The organism is Stenotrophomonas sp. 112478_Sma (genome assembly GCF_056479905.1).
In genome coordinates this window covers 3,655,779-3,672,796 of record NZ_CM151072.1, presented here as the reverse complement: position 1 = coordinate 3,672,796, position 17,018 = coordinate 3,655,779, and the positions used below count along the sequence as shown (strand labels likewise).

Sequence of the window (17,018 nt, the reverse complement as noted above, 5' to 3'; positions counted from 1 at the left end):
CCCCCGCGCAGCAGGAAGCTGAATGGAAATTCAGGTGCAACGCAGCGGCCTGCCGGTGTCCGTGTTGACCTGGATGAATACTCTTGGGTTTGTTGCCCTGCGGCCCGATAATGGGTCCATGGAAATCAAGTCCGACAACCCCGACCACGGCTTCCAGTTCCCCGGCCAGTTCGAGCTCAGCGCCATGGGCCCGGCCAACCGCGGCCTGGAGCATGAGCTTCCCCGACTGCTGCAGGCCGAAGGCCTCGACGTCGTGAACGAGCGCATCAGCTGGAAGCATTCGTCCAATGGCAAGTACGTGTCGGTCCGGCTGGTGTTCAAGGCCGAGACCCGCGAACAGTACGACGCCGCCCATCGGGCGCTGCGCGATCACCCGGAAGTGAAGTGGACGCTGTAGCCGACAGCTGCCCGGCCGACGCCGCTCCGGAAAACCGCCCGCCGCGTCCGGCGCTGGTGCGCGACCTTGGCCGCCAGGCCTATGAGCCGGTCTGGCGGGCGATGCAGCGCTTCACCGATCAGCGCGCTGACGAGACGACCGACGAGCTGTGGGTGGTGGAACACGATCCGGTGTTCACCCTCGGCCAGGCCGGCAAGGACGAGCATGTGCTGGCGCCGGGGGCGATCCCGGTGCTGCACGTGGACCGCGGCGGCCAGGTCACCTACCACGGGCCGGGGCAGATCGTGATCTACCCGCTGCTGCGCCTGCCGCGCCTGGGCATCGGCGTGCGCGACTACGTGTGCCGCATCGAGCAGGCCATCATCGATACGTTGGCCGAATGGAACATCGGTGCCGAACGCCGCGAAGGTGCCCCGGGCGTCTACGTTGGCAATGCCAAGATTGCCGCGCTGGGCATCCGCGTGCGCCGTGGCTGCACCTTCCATGGCCTGGCCTTCAACGTGGCCATGGACCTGGAACCCTTCCACCGCATCAACCCCTGTGGTTATCAGGGGCTGCAGGTGACCTCGGTGGTAGACTTGGGCGGGCCGTCCGGGATGGATGCCGTCAAGACGGTGCTGCTGGAACAGCTGGCCCGCCAGTTCGGCCTGCGGCTGCAGCACGTGCCCGAACTGCCTGATCTCTCTGCGGCCGCATGACCGCTCCCCGGAACTGCCATGACTGAAACCACTGCCCGCACCATTCCCCTGCAGATCGTGCAGGGCGACATTCCGACCGCCGCACCGTTGCAGGCCGGCGTCAAGCAGCTGGGCGGGGACAAGATCAACCGTTCGCCGGTTCAGTTCGCCGATGCACCGGTGCTGCGCAAGCCCTCCTGGATCCGCGTGCGCATTCCCTCGGGCAATGCGGTCCAGAACCTGAAGGCCAAGCTGCGCGAGAACCGCCTGGTGACGGTCTGCGAGGAAGCCAGCTGCCCGAACATCCATGAGTGCTTCGGCCACGGTACGGCGACCTTCATGATCCTGGGCGAGGTCTGCACCCGCCGCTGCTCGTTCTGCGACGTCGCCCACGGCCGGCCCAAGCCGCCGGATGCCAACGAACCGGCCAGCCTCGGCCAGACGGTGGCCGACATGGGCCTGAAGTATGTGGTGGTGACCAGTGTCGACCGCGATGACCTGCGCGACGGCGGTGCCCAGCACTTCGTCGACTGCATCACCGCCATCCGTGAGAAGTCGCCGGGTACCCGCATCGAAGTGCTGACCCCGGACTTCCGCGGCAAGGGCCGCATGGAGCGCGCGCTGGACATCCTCGCGCAGAACCCGCCGGACGTGTTCAACCACAACATCGAGACCGTGCCGGACCTGTACCGCAACGTGCGCCCGGGCGCGGACTACCAGTGGTCGCTGACGCTGCTGAAGAACTTCAAGGCCCTGCACCCGCAGGTGCCGACCAAGAGCGGCATCATGCTGGGTCTGGGCGAGGACTTCGAGCAGATCAAGGCGACGATGCGTGACCTGCGTGCCCACGACGTGGACATGATCACCATCGGCCAGTACCTGCAGCCGACCGCGCACCACCACCCGGTGCTGAAGTACTGGACGCCCGAGGATTACAAGGCGCTGGAAGACTACGGCTATGAGCTGGGCTTCAGCCACGTCGCCTCCGGCCCCATGGTGCGCTCTTCGTACCACGCCGACGTGCAGGCCAAGGGCGCCGGAGTTTCCTGACCGGTAGCGCCGGGCCATGCCCGGCGGTTCTTTCCCGCTGCGCTCGCCGGGCATGGCCCGGCGCTACCGATGGGCGTGCCTGCCACCGTGGTGGGCGCGGACCGTTGGTCCGCACGCCTTCGCCTGCATTCACAATTTGCTACACCGGCCCCGCTAGGCTGGTTTTCCACCGGATGCGGACGGGTGACAAACCCGGCAACTTTCGGCACTGTCGTGATGTCTGAACACCACGCAGTCTCCCCCTTGGCAAGGCGCCTTCGAGCACGTTAATGAAATTCAAAGCCCCCGCATTCCTGATGGCCCTGGCGCTGGTAGCGCCGCTGGCGCTGTCGGCCAAGGCCGATTCGCCGGCGCTGCCGGCTGCGGCGACCGCCGATCAGGTGACCACCTCCAAGCTGGTGTACGGCCTGTTGTCCGACAGCCGGTACGCCTACCGTCCGCGTGCGCTCGATGAAGCCACCTCCAAGGATGTGTTCAAGCGTTACCTGGAGACCCTGGACGGCGGCAAGCAGTACTTCACCCAGGCCGATGTGGCGCGCTTCGCACCCTTCGAGGCGAACATCGCCAATGCCATCCGTGGCGGTGAACTTGAGCCGGCCTTCCAGGTCTTCGCGGTGTACAAGCAGCGCGTAGGCGAGCGCGTGGCCTACGCACGCAAGCTGCTCAGGCAGGAGCCGGACTTCACCACCGACGAGCGCTTTGAGTACGACCGCAAGAAGGTGCCGTGGGCGGCCAGCAATGCCGAGCTGGATGAACTGTGGCGCAAGTCGGTCAAGAATGACTGGCTGCGCCTGAAGCTGGCCGGCAAGAAGCCGGACGACATCCGCAAGACGCTCGACAAGCGCTACGCGACGCTGGAGAAGTCGGTCAACGAGCTGAAGGGCGAGGATGTCTTCCAGTTCTTCCTCAACGCCTACACCAGTGCGGTCGATCCGCACACCGACTACTTCACTCCGCGTACCGCCGAGAACTTCAACCAGGCGATGTCGCTGTCGCTGGAAGGCATCGGTGCGCAGCTGCAGCGGCAGGACGACATGGTGGTGATCCGCGAGATCATCGCCGGCGGACCGGCCTCCGTGGATGGCACCCTGAAGCCGGGTGACCGCATCGTCGGCGTCGGCCAGGGCAAGTCCGGCGTGGTCGAGGATGTGATCGGCTGGCGCATCGACGATGTCGTGGCCAAGATCCGCGGTGCCAAGGATACCCAGGTCAAGCTGGAGTTCATCCCGGCCGAGGAGGGCGCCGATGGCAAGCATCACACCCTGGTCCTGACCCGGCAGAAGGTGCGCCTGGCCGAGCAGGCCGCCAAGGGTGAAACCATGACCATTCCGGCCGCCAACGGCGAGCCGGCGCGGAAGATCGGCGTGATCAAGCTGCCGACCTTCTACCAGGACTTCGAGGGCCGTCGCCGCAATGCCGCCGATTACGCGTCGGCCACCCGCGATGTGGCCAAGCTGCTGGCGGGCTTCAAGAACGACAAGCTCGACGGCGTGGTGCTGGACCTGCGCAACAACGGTGGTGGCTCGCTGGACGAGGCGATCGAACTGACCGGGCTGTTCATCGAACAGGGCCCCGTGGTGCAGGTGCGTGAATCGGGCGGCCGCATCACCGTCAACAGCGACCGCAATCAGGGCGTGGCGTGGGACGGCCCGCTGGCCGTGCTGGTCAACCGTGGTTCGGCCTCGGCGTCGGAAATCTTCGCCGGTGCCATCCAGGACTACGGCCGCGGCCTGGTGATCGGCGAGACCACCTTCGGCAAGGGCACCGTGCAGAACATCGTCGACCTTGATCGCTGGCCGAGCGGCGAAACGCAGCGCTTCGGCCAGGTCAAGCTGACCATCGCCCAGTTCTTCCGCATCAGCGGCAGCAGCACCCAGCACAAGGGCGTGGTGCCGGACCTGGCGTTCCCCGCCAGCGTCGATGCCACCGAGTTCGGCGAAAGCACCTACGACAATGCCCTGCCGTGGACCCGCATCGCCGCGGTGCCGCATACGCAGTACGGGAACTTCGCGCCGCTGCTGCCGAAGCTGGAAACCCGCCACGAGGCACGCATCGCCACCGACAAGGAATTCGTGTGGTGGAACGAGGATGTCGAGCAGTTCCGTGCCGAAGCGGCGAAGAAGTATGTCTCGCTCAATGAAGCGACGCGTCGTGCCGAGCGGGAACGCCAGGACACCCAGCGCAAGGAGCGCCAGATCATGCGCAAGGAGCTGGGCCTAGCCCTGGATCCGCTGGCCGATGACAGCAGCGATGACGGCCTGACCGGCAACGAGCGCGATATCGTCAAGGATGCCGCCCGTGAGAAGGCCGCCGAGAAGCGACCGGACCCGCTGCTGCGTGAATCCGCTGCGATCCTGGCCGATGCGGTGAATCTGCTGGCCAATGATCGCCCGCTGTCGGCGCAGGTGCTGCCGCAGTCCACCGGGGCCGGTCGCTGGGCCGACTGAGCCACGCGTGACATTAAGTACCCCACGGGGCCGGCAATGCCGGCCCCGTCTGCGTTCGCGGGTAGCGCCGGGCCATGCCCGGCGAGCGCAGCGGTTGGCGGCAGCTGTCGGGTCATGCCCCGGGGCTGCCGGTGCATGAACCGGGAGCAACAACCTGCGCCGCCAGCGGTGCTGTCGACCTGCCGCACACGGGGGCGGGACTACCCTGGCAGCTACCTTTCTCGCAGGAGTTCCCATGCGGGTCTCCCCTCTGTGCAGCGTTGCCGTCGGTATTGCCAGTGCCCTGATCCTGTCGGCCTGCGGTGGCCGCGCCGCCGACAGCACCGTGCTGCGCGAGTCCTTCGATTCCGGCGACACCTTCTCCCGGACGGTCGACAGCCGCCCGGCCGATGCCTGTGAAGCGGCGCGACGGGCCCTGCTCAGCCAGGGCTATGCGATCGCCCGCGTCGATGACGCGCAGGTGGAGGGGAGCAAGAACTTCCAGCCACGCGAGGACGATCACGAGCAACTGGTACTCCGCATCTCCTGCGCGCCGCGTGGCAGCCAGTCGCTGGTGTTCGTCAGCGCGGTGCAGGACCGCTATGCGTTGAAGAAGAGCCCGACCTCGGCCAGCGTGGGCGTGGGCGCGCTGGGTTCGGTATCGCTGCCGTTCGGCAGCAATGACGATTCCCTGGTGAAGGTCGCCAGCAGCACCATCACCGATGCCGACTTCTACCGCCGGTTCTTCCAGCGCCTGCAGCAGTACCTGCCGGCCGCCCCCGGTGAGGCGCCGCCGGTTCCGGAACGGTTGCCCGCTCCTCCCGTATCGGAGCCGGCGGCGGCGACGGATCAGGGTTGAGCGTGCGGCGTGGGCTGATGGTCATGGCCCTGCTGCTGGCTTCGCCGGCAGGCAGCGCGGCGGCGGCCGCGGACTGCACGCAGGGCCTGCTGCAGCGGCTGGGCTGGCGGTTTGAAGTGGCTGCGGTCAGTGCGCCGCAGATCCAGGGTGGCCCGGTGTGCACCCGGGCATCGCTGGCCGAGGCGCAGGCCGCGGGTGATCTGCGTGTGCGATGGCCGCAGACGCTGGACGGGGCGCAGCGCGAGGCGCTGCTGCAGCAGCTGCTGGAGGATCCTGCCACGGTCTGTGCCTATGCCTTCGAACTGGGCGCGGCGACCCGGCGGGCCGCCACGTCGTTGCAGGGCAACCCGCAGTTCCGCTTCTCCGGCGCACAGCTGGGCTGGATCGGCTTCGGGATGCAGGGCGCACGGGCGCAGGGGTGGCAACGCGTGCGCAGCTTCGGCCGCGGCTACGTTCCCGTGGATGGCAACAGCCGCGCGCTGCAGGCGTTCTACGGCGGTGCGGTGCGTGCCGAATGCGGTGTCGGCCGCCAGGTCGCGCAGCTGGCAACGCAGCGTGAGCTGTATGGCGATGCTGCGTTCGACGCGGAGTTCACCGCAGGCGAACTGTCGATCGGCACCTTCATCGCGCTGCACGGCACCGACAGTGTCCTGCTCGGTGCGCATGCGGGCGACTTCCTTGCCGACGGCAAAGCCGTGCGCACCTCGGTGAGGGGACGTCAGGCCTTCGCGGGCCTGCCCGGCTTCATCGAACACGTGTACGACAAGAGCACGCTGGACGATCTGAGCAACCAGGCCGAGAACTTCGTCGTGGTCGACGTCGGGCCGGATGCAGCACAGGCGCTTGCCCGCCACGGAGGCCTGGCCTGGTACGACCAGCGCAATGCCGAGCTGTGGCAACTGGCGCAGGGGCTGCCGCGGGTGGGGCGGCGCTATTTCGAGCGGCTCCTGTTCGAACGCGACCCCGGACTGCGGGCGCGCCTTCCAGCGCGCTACCACGCCCGCCTGGCACGCATGGACCAGGTGCTGGACGATCCGTTCTACCAGCAGTTCGTGATCTACGTGCATCCGCGCGGTATACGTCCCATCGGCTACCACATCGCACGGCTGCTCGACCGCAATCCACGGACGCCGTTTTCGATCGACTTGGCGGTGCACAATCTGCATACCACGCTCTACCGGCGTTGGCGCGAGGCGCAGCTGCGCCACTGTGCGTCAACCGGCAGGCCAGGCAGCCTGACCCTAGACCCCAACTGAAGGTGAAACAATGGATATTGCAATGATCGGCCTTGGCCGCATGGGCGCCAACATGGCCCAGCGCCTGCATCGCGGCGGCCACCGCGTGGTCGGCTACGACCCGGGCGAAGGCGCCCGCCAGCGCGCCGCGGAGACCGGCATCGAAGTAGTCGATTCGCTGGCCGCCGCGGTCGCCGCGCTGCCGGTGCCGCGCGTGCTGTGGTTGATGGTGCCGGCGGGCGAAACGGTCGACCAGACGCTCGGCCAGCTGACCCCGCACCTGGCCGAGGGTGACATCGTCATTGACGGCGGAAACTCCAATTACCAGGACTCGATCCGCCGCGCCAAGGCGCTGGCCGAGGACGACCTGGGCTACGTCGACTGCGGCACCAGCGGCGGCATCTGGGGCCTGCAGGAGGGCTACAGCCTGATGGTCGGCGGTGAGGCGAAGGTGGTGGAGCAGGTTGCGCCGCTGCTGCGCACACTGGCGCCGGCGGAGGATCGGGGTTGGGCACGCGTCGGTCCTCCCGGTGCGGGCCATTTCACCAAGATGGTCCACAACGGCATCGAGTACGGAATGATGCAGGCCTACGCCGAAGGCTTCGCACTGATGGAACGCAAGCAGGACATGGAGCTGGACCTGGCGCAGGTTGCCGAGGTCTGGCGCCATGGCAGCGTGGTGCGTTCGTGGTTGCTGGACCTGAGTGCCGAGGCGCTCAAGCGCAATCCGTCGCTGGATGGCATCGCCCCCTACGTGGAGGATTCCGGTGAAGGCCGCTGGACCGTGGCCGAAGCGATCGCGCTGGATGTGCCGGCGCCGGTGATCACGCTCTCGCTGCTGGAACGCCTGCGGTCGCGCGAGTCGAATTCGTTCACTGACCGCCTGCTGGCGGCGATGCGCAACGAGTTCGGTGGGCATGCGATCAAGAAGTCGTAAGCGCCAGGAACGGAGCCCTTCGGCGCTGCCGTGGGGTTCCGGGCCGCGGACCGCGATCAGTTCAGTGCGATGCGCCGGGCCTCGCAAGCGCTGTCCCTGCCAGCCTGCAGCAAGCGCATTACCTGCAGCGCCTGCAATGGGCTGACCGTGGGTTCACCGTCACCCTGCATCGCCGCAGCGAACTGGGCATACAGGCGGCGATAGTCGCCCGGCAGGTTGTCGACCGTGCTGCGTTGCACGGTGTCCTCGGCATCGCAGTACACCCGCTCGCCGTGACGCGGGTCGATGCCCCAGCCCGGCGCGCCCGGCGCAACGCCGCGGCGCAGCTGTGCTTCCTGTACGTCCAGGCCCTGCTTGATCCAGCTGGCGCGGCTGCCGTGCACGGCGAACCGAGGCGTCGGTGCCGCCACCAGCGAACCGGCATGGAGGATCGCGCGGTGCCTCGGGTAATGCAGCACCGCATGGAAGTAATCGATGCCGCTGCCGCCTTCGCGCTGCACCGCCAGGTCCGCGTCGATCGCCTGCGGCCAGCCGAACAGCACCAGCATCTGATCCAGCAGATGCGGTGCAAGGTCATACCACAGGCCACTGCCAGGCCCCTCCTGCTCCCGCCAGCGCTCGCGCACGTGCGGGCGGTAGCGATCGAAATGCGCATGGCATTCGGCGACTTCGCCGAGCGCACCTTCGGCCAGCAAGGCCTGCAACGTCAGGAAATCGGCGTCGAAACGGCGATTCTGGAACACCGTGACGATGCGGTCTGCATCGCGCGCCGCCGCCAGCACGGCTTCGGCTTCGGCCACGTCCAGTGCGAAGGGTTTGTCCACCAGCACATGCTTGCCTGCGGCCAGCGCTGCCATCGCCAATGGCGCGTGCTGGTCATTCGGCGTGGCAATCACCACCGCGTCCACCGCCGGATCGTCGAATACGTCCTGGGGTGCCGCGCGCACGTGTACATCGCTGAACGTGCGCAGCAGCAGGTCGCGCTGCGAACTGACCACGCTGTGCAGGGTCAGTCCCGGGGTGTGCTGGATCAGCGGCGCGTGGAAAACGCGGCCGGCAAGGCCGTACCCGATCAGGGCCAGTTGCAGGTCAGGGCGCATGGCAGTGCTCCGCGCAGATCAGGCATGCAGGGTAAACGACGGGGGCCAGGATCCAAAGCTGAACGGTTGCGTTGAAAACCGGCGCGATTCACGGCGGCGTGACCGTAGCGCCACGCCTGCTGCACGGCGCGGCGGCCACACTGACCCCACATTCCGCAGGAGGTAACACACGATGAACAACCCGACCCGTACGCTGATTGCTTCGGCCCTCACCCTGGGCCTGGCGCTGTCCTCCTCGGCTGCATTCGCCAAGGATCCGGCAGCCAAGAGTCCGCCTGCCACCGACCATTCGGCGATGACCCACGCCGATCGGCACGACTCCAACGAGCCGGTGACCGACACCTGGATCACCACCAAGGTGAAGGCCGACCTGCTGGCCAGCAGCAATGTGCCGGGCACCGAGGTCAAGGTGGAAACCGTGAATGGCGTCGTCAGCCTCAGCGGCACGGTGGCGACCCAGGCCGAGCATGACAAGGCCGTCACTACGGCCAAGGGCATCAAGGGCGTCACCCGCGTTGATGCCAGCGCGCTGAAGGTCAACGCGGCGGCCAAGCGCTGATCCCGTGCGCCGCCCCGCCGGGGCGCCGCAGTACAGCTGGCAGTACAGCTGCATGACGGTGGAGCCGGGCCAGCCCCGGCTCCACCCATCGTGTTTTCTGGAGCGTTCAGCTGCCGGGGCCAGACGTTCCAGAGGTGTGACCGCCTGCGCTATATTGCCGGTTCCGCCGCAGCTGGGCCTGTCCGGGCCCATCCCTCTGCGGCCGTGCTGATGAGGAACTATGGCGCTGGTGTTCAGTGACGACATCTGGGATCGCTGGCGATTGCCGGCCTTGGCGCTGGCCGCCGCCGCGATCATCGTCGTGCCGTGGTTGACCCAGCGCAAGCTTCAGCGTGAGAACGAAGAAGCCATGGCCTGGGTGACGCATACGCAGGCGGTTGGCGTGGCGCTCCAACAGTTGCAGGCCGATGTGCGCGATGTCGAGTCGGCGGCGTTGACGCTGTCCAAGGGCGTGGACGCGCCCGGTCTGCGCGAGCGCATGGCCAAGGCCAACGAGATTCCCGGCCGACTCGCAGAGCTGGGCCGGATGACACGCGATAATCCTGAGCAGCTGATCCGCATCGGTCGCATCGAGTCCATGCTGGAAGGGCGGCTGGCGGTGGCGCGCGCGCTGGCCAAGGCCGAACCGAACAGTGACCAGCGCGCGCTGGTACAGGACCTGAGCACCCGTTACCCGATCCGCAGCGTGGTTGAAGAGCTGCAGAACAGCGAGCAGGCGCTGCTGGCCGAGCGGGCCGAACAGGCTGCGCGGCAGCGCAGGCAGACCGAATTCGTCTCGTGGAGCTCGCTGGTGGTACAGCTGGCGCTGCTCGGCCTGGTGCTCTGGCTGCTGCAGCGGCAGATCGGTCGCCGCCTGCAGGCCGAACGGCAGTCGCTGCGCTCGGCCGCGCGCGCTGCCTCAGTACTGCAGACCGTGCGTGAGCCGATCGTGCTGCTCGACCGCGAGCTGCGCGTGCAGCTGCACAATCCGGCCTTTGCCGAGTTGTACGGCCTGCAGGACGAACGTGCCGATGGCCTGTTGCTGGATGACGTCGGCGACGGCGCCTGGCGGGACGCCGTCGTGCGCCAGCGCCTGGTCGATGTGCTGCTGCGCGGGCGCGAGCTGTGGGACTTCGAGCACGAACAGCGCACCTCCGAGGGCGTGGTGCGCTACATGCTGCTCAACGCGCGGCGCATGCCGCTGCCGGATACCGACGATGAAGTGGTGCTGCTGACCGTCAGCGATGTCACCGTGCAGCGCGCCGTGCAGTCGCGTGTGGAGGAACTGAACCGCCAGCTGGAAGGCAAGGTGGCGCAGGTCTCGGAGGTCAATCGCGAGCTGGAAGCATTCAGCTATTCGGTGTCGCATGACCTGCGCGCGCCGCTGCGCCACGTTGCCGGCTTCTCCGACAAGCTGTCGCGCCACCTGGGCGAGAGCGCCGACGAGAAGAGCCTGCATTACCTTGGGGTGATCTCCAGCTCGGCGCGGCGCATGGCGACGCTGATCGACGATCTGCTGGTTTATTCGCGGCTGGGGCGCGCAGCGATGCGCCAGCAGGCAGTGGACATGCAGTCGCTGGTGTCCGATACCCGCGCGATGCTCGATTCCAACCTGCAGGCCGAGGCTGAAAGCAGTGGCCAGGTCCATCACGTCGAATGGAACATCGCACCGCTGCCGATCGTGGTGGCCGATGAGAACATGATGCGCCAGGTGTGGCTGAACCTGCTCGGCAACGCGGTCAAGTATTCCAGCAACCGCGAACCGGCGAAGATCCGCGTGGATTACCAGCCGCAGCCTGATGGCGGCCATCAGTTCACGGTCAGCGACAATGGTGCAGGCTTTGACATGGCCTATGCCGGAAAGCTGTTCGGCGTGTTCCAGCGCCTGCACAAGGCCAGTGATTACCCCGGTACCGGCATCGGCCTGGCCAGCGTACGCCGCGTGCTGACCCGTCATGGAGGCCGGGTCTGGGCCGAAGCCGAGCCGGACGCCGGCGCAACCTTCCACTTCTACCTGCCTCCCGCGCTCGACGCGGACAAACAAGGTCCCTCCGCATGACGACTCTGCGCACCATCCTTCTTGCCGAAGACAGCCCGGCCGATGCCGAGATGGCGATCGACGCCCTGCAGGAAGCCCGCCTGGCCAATCCCATCGTGCACGTCGAGGACGGCGTGGAGGTCATGGACTACCTGCTGCGGCGCGGTACCTTCGCCAGCCGCGAGGAGGGCCTGCCGGCGGTGCTGCTGCTGGACATCAAGATGCCGCGCATGGACGGCCTGGAAGTGCTGCGGCAGATCCGTGAGCACGAGGAGCTCAAGCGCCTTCCCGTGGTGATCCTGTCGTCCTCGCGCGAAGAGAGCGATCTGGCCCGCAGCTGGGACATGGGCGTGAACGCCTACGTGGTCAAGCCGGTGGACGTGGACCAGTTCTTCGGTGCCGTGCAGACCCTGGGCAAGTTCTGGGCACTGATCAACCAGGCACCGGAACTCGAGTAAGCCCATGCCCCTGACCGGTCCCTCCCTCGGGGCACTGCGCATCCTGCTGGTGGAGGATTCGCCGGAAGACGCCGAGCTGATGTCCGAACAGATGCTGGATGCGGGCCTGGAAGCCCGCTTCGAGCGCGTTGAGAGCGAGGCGGAACTGCGCCAGGCGCTGGCTTCCTTCCAGCCGGATATCGTGCTGTCCGACCTGAGCATGCCTGGTTTCTCCGGCGACGATGCCTTGCGCATCGTGCGCGAGACGGCGCCGGATGTTCCCTTCATCTTCGTCTCGGGCACGATGGGTGAGGAGAATGCAGTGGCGGCGCTGCAGAAGGGCGCCAACGACTACATCATCAAGCACCAGCCGGCGCGCCTGCCGTCGGCGGTGGCCCGTGCGATCCGCGAGGCGCGCAGCGCGGTGGAGCGTTCGCGCGTGGAGACCGAGCTGATGCGCGCGCAACGGCTGGAAAGCCTTTCGCTGCTCGCCGCTGGCCTCAGCCACGACCTGCGCAACATCCTGCAGCCGCTTCTGATCATGCCGGACCTGCTGAAGGCGCGCACCGATGATCCGCAGCTGCACCACCTTGCGGATGTGATCGCCGAGTGCGGCCGCCGCGGTCATGAAATGGCGGAATCGATGTTGTCGTTCGTCCGTGGCTCGCGCAAGCCCAGCGAACGCGTGCAGATCGACGGCCTGTTCGACGCGGTGGCGCTGCTGCTGCGCAGCAACGTGCCCGATGCGGTGCGCCTGCACCTGCAGGTGGAGGATGAGGGCCTGGCGGTCGATGCGAACTACACCGAGCTGCAGCAGGTGCTGTTGAACCTGGCACTCAATGCGATCCAGGCGATGCCCAGCGGCGGCCGCCTGAGCCTGACCGCAAGCCATGCCGGCGAGCGCGACGGTGTGGACTGGATGCGCATCGCCGTGGCCGATGAAGGCATTGGCATGGATGCCGATACGCTCTCGCATCTGTTCAATCCCTTCTTCACCACCAAGGCGGACGGTACCGGCCTGGGCCTGATTTCCTGCAAGCGCATCGTCGAAGGTGCTGGCGGCAGCATCACGGTCACCAGCCAGCCCGGGCAGGGCACCTGTTTCGAGCTGCGCCTGCCGATGCGTGACGCCATCGAGAGCGGCGAGCCGATCGAGCAGCTGGTGGCACTCGGCAGTGGCCAGTCGATCCTGGTGGTCGATGGCGAAGCCACGCGCCTGTCGCTGCTGGGCAACGCGCTGTCCAGCCAGGGATATCAGCTGCAGCTGGCTTCCGATGGCCCGGCGGCGTTGCGCTGGATGCAGCAGGAGGCGATGCCGGCGCTGGTGATCGCCGATGCCGGCTCCAAACTGCTGCCGGCCAGCCAGCTGCTGGGCGAAATGGCCGGACTGGGTTACCGCGGGCCGGCGCTGGTGCTGGAAGACGCGTCAGTGGACGTTCCGGCCGATGCATTCCCTGATGGCATCGAGGTGCATGTGCTGCGCAAGCCGTTGCAGATGCAGCAGGTGTTCCGCGCTGTGGCAGAGGCACTGGGCTGAATCTGCGTCGCCGGGCATGGCCCGGCGGCAGGTCACGCCGGCCGTTCCGGGGTCTCCCACGGGAAGCGTGGCAGGCTGTCCACGGCCTGTTCCAGCCGCCGTGACCAGTTCTGGTGGATGTCCGCGTACAGGGGCGAGTCCGCGCCCAGCCGCAGCTGCTGGGCGATCCGCAGCTCGCCGTCGCGCAGCAATGCCAGATCGATCGGCAGGCCGACCGAGAGGTTGGAACGGATGGTCGAATCCAGCGACACGATCGCCGTGCGCGCGGCGTCCTCAAGGCGCGTGGCCGGGCTGAGGATGCGGTCGAGGATCGGCTTGCCATACTTGGACTCGCCGATCTGCAGGTAGGGGGTCTCCGGCGAGGCGGCGATGGCATTGCCCAGCGGGTAGATCATGTACAGGCCGGGGCGTTCGCCGGCGACCTGGCCGCCGAAGATCAGCGTGGCCTGGGTGTTGACGCCGTCATGGCCGTGCTCGCTGTGGCCGCCGTGCACCTGGCTGTCCACCAGCAGGCGACCGACATAGGCCGCCGCTTCGAACAGATGGGTCATGTCGCGCAGGTTGGGCGTGCGCCGCTCGCCGGCGTCCCGGGTCAGGCGCGAGACCAGCAACTGGGTGGTGGCCAGGTTGCCAGCCGCCATCAACACGTAGGCCGCCTGGCCGGGATACTCGAACACGTGCAGCTTGCGGTGCACGCGCACATCGTCCAGCGAGGCATTGGTCCGGGTGTCGGCGGCGAAGACCAGGCCCTGGTCCACCTCGATTCCAACGCAATAGGTCATGTCGGTGCCCTATCATGTGCGTCCCGGATTGTAGGCAGGCCGCCGTGACGACGGCATGCCCACGCCCCCCAGACCCGTCACCTGAACCGCATGACCACCGTGCTCCTCAGCCTGGGCAGCAACGTCCAGCCCCGCCGCCATCTCCACGCCGCGGTGGCGGCCCTGCGCGAGCGTTTCGGCGCGTTGCAGGTGTCTCCGGCCTACCGCACGGCCGCGGTCGGCTTCGATGGCCCGGCCTTCCTCAACAATGGCGTGCTGATCCAGACCGATCTGCCGCTGCAGGCGCTGGATGATTGGCTGCACGCACTGGAAGACGCCCACGGTCGTGATCGCAGTGGTCCGCGCTTCTCCGACCGTACCCTGGACATCGACGTGGTGTTCTACGGCAACCACATCGTGGAAGGCCCGGGCCATCTGCGCATTCCGCGCCCCGAGCTGAAGCACGCCTTCGTGCTGAAGCCGCTGGCGGACATCGCGCCGGACTTCATCGACCCGGTCAGCGGCCTGGCCCTGGCGGCGCTGTGGCGCGCACACGCTCAGTTTGGCGAGGCATTCGAGGTGGTTGACCTGGAATGAGGGCCGCTGCGCTCGCCCACGTAGATCGGTAGCGCCGGGCCATGCCCGGCGGACTTCAACTCACCGTGCGTCCGCCATCCACGCGCAGGGTGTGGCCGGTGACGAAGCTGGCCTCGGCCACCAGCCAGTACACCGCCTCGGCGATCTCCTCCACCGTGCCGGTGCGTGCCAGCGGCGTGCGCGCCAGCAGGGCCTCGCGGGCGAAATCGTCCTTTCCCTGCTCGGGCCACAGGATCGCACCGGGGGCGACCGCATTGACCCGCACTTTCGGCGCCAGTTCCAGCGCCAGTGACCGGGTGGCCATCTCCAGTGCGGCCTTGGCCATGGTGTAGGCCACATGGTCGCGCATCGGGTCGGTGCCGTGCAGATCGGTCAGATTGACGATGCAGCCCTGCTGGCGGCGCAGGTACGGCGCGGCCGCCTGTGACAGCAGCAGCGGTGCACGCGCATTGACCGCGTACAGCTCATCCATCGCTTCGGCGGTCACCTGGCCGAGCGGGGTGGGGAAGAAGTTGGACGCGTTGTTGACCAGCGCATCGAGGCGGCCGAAGTGGGCCACGGCCTGCTCGACCAGATCGGGCAGGGCGCCGGCATCGCGCAGGTCGGCCTGCAGGGCCAGCACACTGCCCGGACGGACGTTGTCCAGGTCGAAGGCGGCCTGCTGCAGCTCGGCGCTGGACGTGTTGGCATGCAGCACCACCGACCAGCCACAGGCGTGGAACTGGCGTGCGATGGCGGCGCCGATCCGGCGCGCGCTGCCGGTGATCAGGGCCACGGGGGCGGTTTCGCTCATCGAGGGTCCTCCAAGGCTCGGCTATCCTGTGCACCATTGTCACCGCATTCGAAGACGCCATGCAGCCTACCTTCCCTCTGCCCGATGCCGACGCCCTGGCCCACAGCGACCAGCTGGCCGCCGCACTGCGCGCTGAAATCCTCGCCCAGGGGGGCGCGATGCCGTTTTCCCGCTTCATGGAACTGTGCCTGTACGCACCCGGGTGGGGCTATTACAGCGCCGGTTCCAGCAAGTTCGGTGGCGGTGGTGACTTCACCACCGCGCCCGAGCTGGGCGGCCTGTTCGCCGGCAGCGTGGCCAATGCGCTGGCGCCGGTGTTCGCCCAGCTCGGTGCGCAGTCGCGGATGCTGGAACTGGGTGGCGGCACCGGTGCCTTCGCCGAAGCCGTGCTGCTGCGGCTGGCCGAGCTGGATGCGGTGCCTTCGCGTTATGCCATCCTTGAACCCAGTGCCGACCTGCGCCAGCGCCAGCAGCAGCGCCTGCAACAGGCGCTGCCGGCAGAGCTGGCCACGCGCGTGGACTGGATCGAGCGTCCGTTCGAAGAGGACTGGGAAGGTGTGGTGTTCGCCAACGAGGTGATCGACGCACTTCCGACCCCGCGCTTCCTGATCAGGGACGGCGAGGTCTACGAGGAGACCGTGGAACTGGACGCGGAGGGCAACTTCATCCGTGGCGCGCAGCCGGCCGATATTCTGCTCAACGGCGCCGTGCGCCACATCGAACGCTATCTCGAAAGGCCCTTCGCCGACGGATACCGCTCGGAGGTGCTGCTGCAGCTGCCGTACTGGCTGCAGGCAGTGGCTGGCGGCCTGCAACGTGGCGCGATGCTGTTCATCGACTACGGCTACAGCCGCAGCGAGTTCTACCAGCACGATCGCGACGACGGCACGGTGCGCGCCTTCTACCGCCACCACGTGCATAACGACGTGCATCGCTGGCCGGGCCTGCAGGACATCACGGCCTCGGTGGACTTCACCGCGATGGCCGAAGCGGGTCTGCACGGTGGCTTCGAGCTGGCGGGGTACTGCAGCCAGGCCAGCTTCCTGATCGGCAATGGCCTGGACCAGGTGCTGAGCCTGGCCGAGGAGCGTACCGATGAGGTGGGGCGCATCCAGCTGCGCGACCAGGTGAAGAAGCTGACCCTGCCGACCGGCATGGGCGAGCGCTTCCAGGCGATCGGCCTGCAGCGTGGAATCGACTTCGAGCCGGCGTTCGCGCTGGGCGATCTGAGCTGGCGCCTGTGAGCGCGACGGCGCGCATGATCAAGCCGCTGCGGCGGCCGCAGCTATGGACTGCGCTGTGGGTGCTGGCCGTGCTGTTCGTGATCGTGGTCTGCCTGATTCCGCCGCCACCGATTCCCGTGCCGGAGAACGGCGACAAGGTCGAGCATTTCCTGGCGTACTTCATTCTGTCCGGCAGTGCCGTGCAGCTGTTCCGGCAAGGACGTCCGCTGCTGTGGGTCGGGCTGGGCCTGGTGCTGATGGGAATGGGCATCGAGTTCGCACAGGGGGCGCTGACACGCGACCGCATGGCCGACCCGATGGACGCCCTCGCCAACACGGTTGGCGTTCTTGCCGGATTGGGCCTCGCGCTGACCCCGCTGCGCGACCTCCTGCTGCGCTGGCGGGGCTGACAC

The 17,018-nt window shown here is 67.5% G+C and carries 17 protein-coding genes; 14 read left to right on the top strand and 3 right to left on the bottom strand.

All coding sequences use genetic code 11. From position 1 onward, the window contains the following. Positions 1-118: 118 nt before the first annotated feature. The 7 genes from ACZK08_RS16670 (at position 119) to gnd (ending at position 7,581) form a co-directional block, all read left to right on the top strand. Positions 119-397 carry a YbeD family protein gene (locus ACZK08_RS16670; RefSeq protein ID WP_053519645.1) on the top strand — a complete coding sequence of 93 codons (279 nt, stop codon included), beginning with the start codon at positions 119-121 and terminating at the stop codon, positions 395-397. Further along, on the top strand, positions 385-1,095 hold the full coding sequence (gene lipB / locus ACZK08_RS16665; protein WP_053519632.1) for a lipoyl(octanoyl) transferase LipB: 711 nt from the start codon (positions 385-387) through the stop codon (positions 1,093-1,095). Before ACZK08_RS16670 ends, lipB begins: the two co-directional genes overlap by 13 nt. Positions 1,096-1,113: 18 nt before the next feature. Continuing rightward, entirely contained in the window at positions 1,114-2,124 is a 1,011-nt protein-coding gene (lipA, locus tag ACZK08_RS16660; RefSeq protein ID WP_065181763.1) for a lipoyl synthase, read from the top strand. 269 nt (positions 2,125-2,393) lie between these two features. Then, complete coding sequence (locus ACZK08_RS16655; protein ID WP_053519630.1) at positions 2,394-4,571, top strand: carboxy terminal-processing peptidase; 2,178 nt, start codon at positions 2,394-2,396, stop codon at positions 4,569-4,571. 235 nt (positions 4,572-4,806) lie between these two features. Next, positions 4,807-5,409 (top strand): DUF2242 domain-containing protein, encoded by a 603-nt coding sequence (locus tag ACZK08_RS16650; protein WP_053519316.1) that lies wholly within the window; start codon positions 4,807-4,809, stop codon positions 5,407-5,409. A gap of 17 nt (positions 5,410-5,426) precedes the next feature. Further along, positions 5,427-6,665 carry a hypothetical protein gene (locus ACZK08_RS16645; protein ID WP_065181762.1) on the top strand — a complete coding sequence of 413 codons (1,239 nt, stop codon included), beginning with the start codon at positions 5,427-5,429 and terminating at the stop codon, positions 6,663-6,665. A gap of 10 nt (positions 6,666-6,675) precedes the next feature. Beyond that, positions 6,676-7,581, top strand: coding sequence for a phosphogluconate dehydrogenase (NAD(+)-dependent, decarboxylating) (gnd, locus tag ACZK08_RS16640; RefSeq protein WP_065181761.1), 906 nt, complete (start codon positions 6,676-6,678; stop codon positions 7,579-7,581). Between the two features lie 56 nt (positions 7,582-7,637). Here the strand turns inward: gnd and ACZK08_RS16635 are convergent, their stop codons facing one another. Beyond that, positions 7,638-8,681, bottom strand: coding sequence for an oxidoreductase (locus ACZK08_RS16635; protein WP_065181760.1), 1,044 nt, complete (start codon positions 8,679-8,681; stop codon positions 7,638-7,640). A gap of 172 nt (positions 8,682-8,853) precedes the next feature. Between ACZK08_RS16635 and ACZK08_RS16630 the strand changes: the two genes are divergently transcribed. From ACZK08_RS16630 to ACZK08_RS16615, 4 genes are all read left to right on the top strand, one after another. Continuing rightward, a complete protein-coding gene (locus tag ACZK08_RS16630; RefSeq protein ID WP_053519307.1) occupies positions 8,854-9,240 on the top strand; it encodes a BON domain-containing protein in 387 nt (128 codons plus the stop codon). Between the two features lie 220 nt (positions 9,241-9,460). Continuing rightward, on the top strand, positions 9,461-11,278 hold the full coding sequence (locus tag ACZK08_RS16625) for a sensor histidine kinase (protein ID WP_053519305.1): 1,818 nt from the start codon (positions 9,461-9,463) through the stop codon (positions 11,276-11,278). Beyond that, positions 11,275-11,715, top strand: a complete 441-nt coding sequence (locus ACZK08_RS16620) for a response regulator (RefSeq protein WP_053519303.1) — start codon at positions 11,275-11,277, stop codon at positions 11,713-11,715. The genes ACZK08_RS16625 and ACZK08_RS16620 overlap by 4 nt, the downstream gene beginning before the upstream one ends. Before the next feature lie 4 nt (positions 11,716-11,719). Further along, on the top strand, positions 11,720-13,231 hold the full coding sequence (locus ACZK08_RS16615; RefSeq protein ID WP_065175156.1) for an ATP-binding response regulator: 1,512 nt from the start codon (positions 11,720-11,722) through the stop codon (positions 13,229-13,231). Between the two features lie 32 nt (positions 13,232-13,263). On the opposite strand, the gene ACZK08_RS16610 is transcribed toward ACZK08_RS16615, so the two are convergent. Beyond that, positions 13,264-14,013 carry a proteasome-type protease gene (locus tag ACZK08_RS16610; protein ID WP_053519299.1) on the bottom strand — a complete coding sequence of 250 codons (750 nt, stop codon included), beginning with the start codon at positions 14,011-14,013 and terminating at the stop codon, positions 13,264-13,266. Between the two features lie 90 nt (positions 14,014-14,103). Between ACZK08_RS16610 and folK the strand changes: the two genes are divergently transcribed. Continuing rightward, a complete protein-coding gene (gene folK / locus ACZK08_RS16605; RefSeq protein WP_065175155.1) occupies positions 14,104-14,589 on the top strand; it encodes a 2-amino-4-hydroxy-6-hydroxymethyldihydropteridine diphosphokinase in 486 nt (161 codons plus the stop codon). A 55-nt stretch (positions 14,590-14,644) separates the two neighbouring features. Here the strand turns inward: folK and ACZK08_RS16600 are convergent, their stop codons facing one another. After that, positions 14,645-15,382, bottom strand: coding sequence for a pteridine reductase (locus ACZK08_RS16600; protein ID WP_053519294.1), 738 nt, complete (start codon positions 15,380-15,382; stop codon positions 14,645-14,647). Between the two features lie 59 nt (positions 15,383-15,441). Between ACZK08_RS16600 and ACZK08_RS16595 the strand changes: the two genes are divergently transcribed. Further along, positions 15,442-16,626 carry a class I SAM-dependent methyltransferase gene (locus tag ACZK08_RS16595; protein ID WP_065181759.1) on the top strand — a complete coding sequence of 395 codons (1,185 nt, stop codon included), beginning with the start codon at positions 15,442-15,444 and terminating at the stop codon, positions 16,624-16,626. A 14-nt stretch (positions 16,627-16,640) separates the two neighbouring features. Continuing rightward, a complete protein-coding gene (locus ACZK08_RS16590) occupies positions 16,641-17,015 on the top strand; it encodes a VanZ family protein (protein ID WP_065181758.1) in 375 nt (124 codons plus the stop codon). Positions 17,016-17,018: the final 3 nt, after the last annotated feature.

Excerpts from the sequence above, each read along its gene's own strand:
- ACZK08_RS16670 (WP_053519645.1), top strand. The coding sequence starts at position 119 with ATGGAAATCAAGTCCGACAACCCCGACCACGGCTTCCAGTTCCCCGGC.
- lipA (WP_065181763.1), top strand. The coding sequence starts at position 1,114 with ATGACTGAAACCACTGCCCGCACCATTCCCCTGCAGATCGTGCAGGGC.
- ACZK08_RS16655 (WP_053519630.1), top strand. The coding sequence starts at position 2,394 with ATGAAATTCAAAGCCCCCGCATTCCTGATGGCCCTGGCGCTGGTAGCG.
- ACZK08_RS16650 (WP_053519316.1), top strand. The coding sequence starts at position 4,807 with ATGCGGGTCTCCCCTCTGTGCAGCGTTGCCGTCGGTATTGCCAGTGCC.
- ACZK08_RS16645 (WP_065181762.1), top strand. The coding sequence starts at position 5,427 with ATGGTCATGGCCCTGCTGCTGGCTTCGCCGGCAGGCAGCGCGGCGGCG.
- gnd (WP_065181761.1), top strand. The coding sequence starts at position 6,676 with ATGGATATTGCAATGATCGGCCTTGGCCGCATGGGCGCCAACATGGCC.
- ACZK08_RS16635 (WP_065181760.1), bottom strand. The coding sequence starts at position 8,681 with ATGCGCCCTGACCTGCAACTGGCCCTGATCGGGTACGGCCTTGCCGGC.
- ACZK08_RS16630 (WP_053519307.1), top strand. The coding sequence starts at position 8,854 with ATGAACAACCCGACCCGTACGCTGATTGCTTCGGCCCTCACCCTGGGC.
- ACZK08_RS16625 (WP_053519305.1), top strand. The coding sequence starts at position 9,461 with ATGGCGCTGGTGTTCAGTGACGACATCTGGGATCGCTGGCGATTGCCG.
- ACZK08_RS16620 (WP_053519303.1), top strand. The coding sequence starts at position 11,275 with ATGACGACTCTGCGCACCATCCTTCTTGCCGAAGACAGCCCGGCCGAT.
- ACZK08_RS16615 (WP_065175156.1), top strand. The coding sequence starts at position 11,720 with ATGCCCCTGACCGGTCCCTCCCTCGGGGCACTGCGCATCCTGCTGGTG.
- ACZK08_RS16610 (WP_053519299.1), bottom strand. The coding sequence starts at position 14,013 with ATGACCTATTGCGTTGGAATCGAGGTGGACCAGGGCCTGGTCTTCGCC.
- folK (WP_065175155.1), top strand. The coding sequence starts at position 14,104 with ATGACCACCGTGCTCCTCAGCCTGGGCAGCAACGTCCAGCCCCGCCGC.
- ACZK08_RS16600 (WP_053519294.1), bottom strand. The coding sequence starts at position 15,382 with ATGAGCGAAACCGCCCCCGTGGCCCTGATCACCGGCAGCGCGCGCCGG.
- ACZK08_RS16595 (WP_065181759.1), top strand. The coding sequence starts at position 15,442 with ATGCAGCCTACCTTCCCTCTGCCCGATGCCGACGCCCTGGCCCACAGC.
- ACZK08_RS16590 (WP_065181758.1), top strand. The coding sequence starts at position 16,641 with ATGATCAAGCCGCTGCGGCGGCCGCAGCTATGGACTGCGCTGTGGGTG.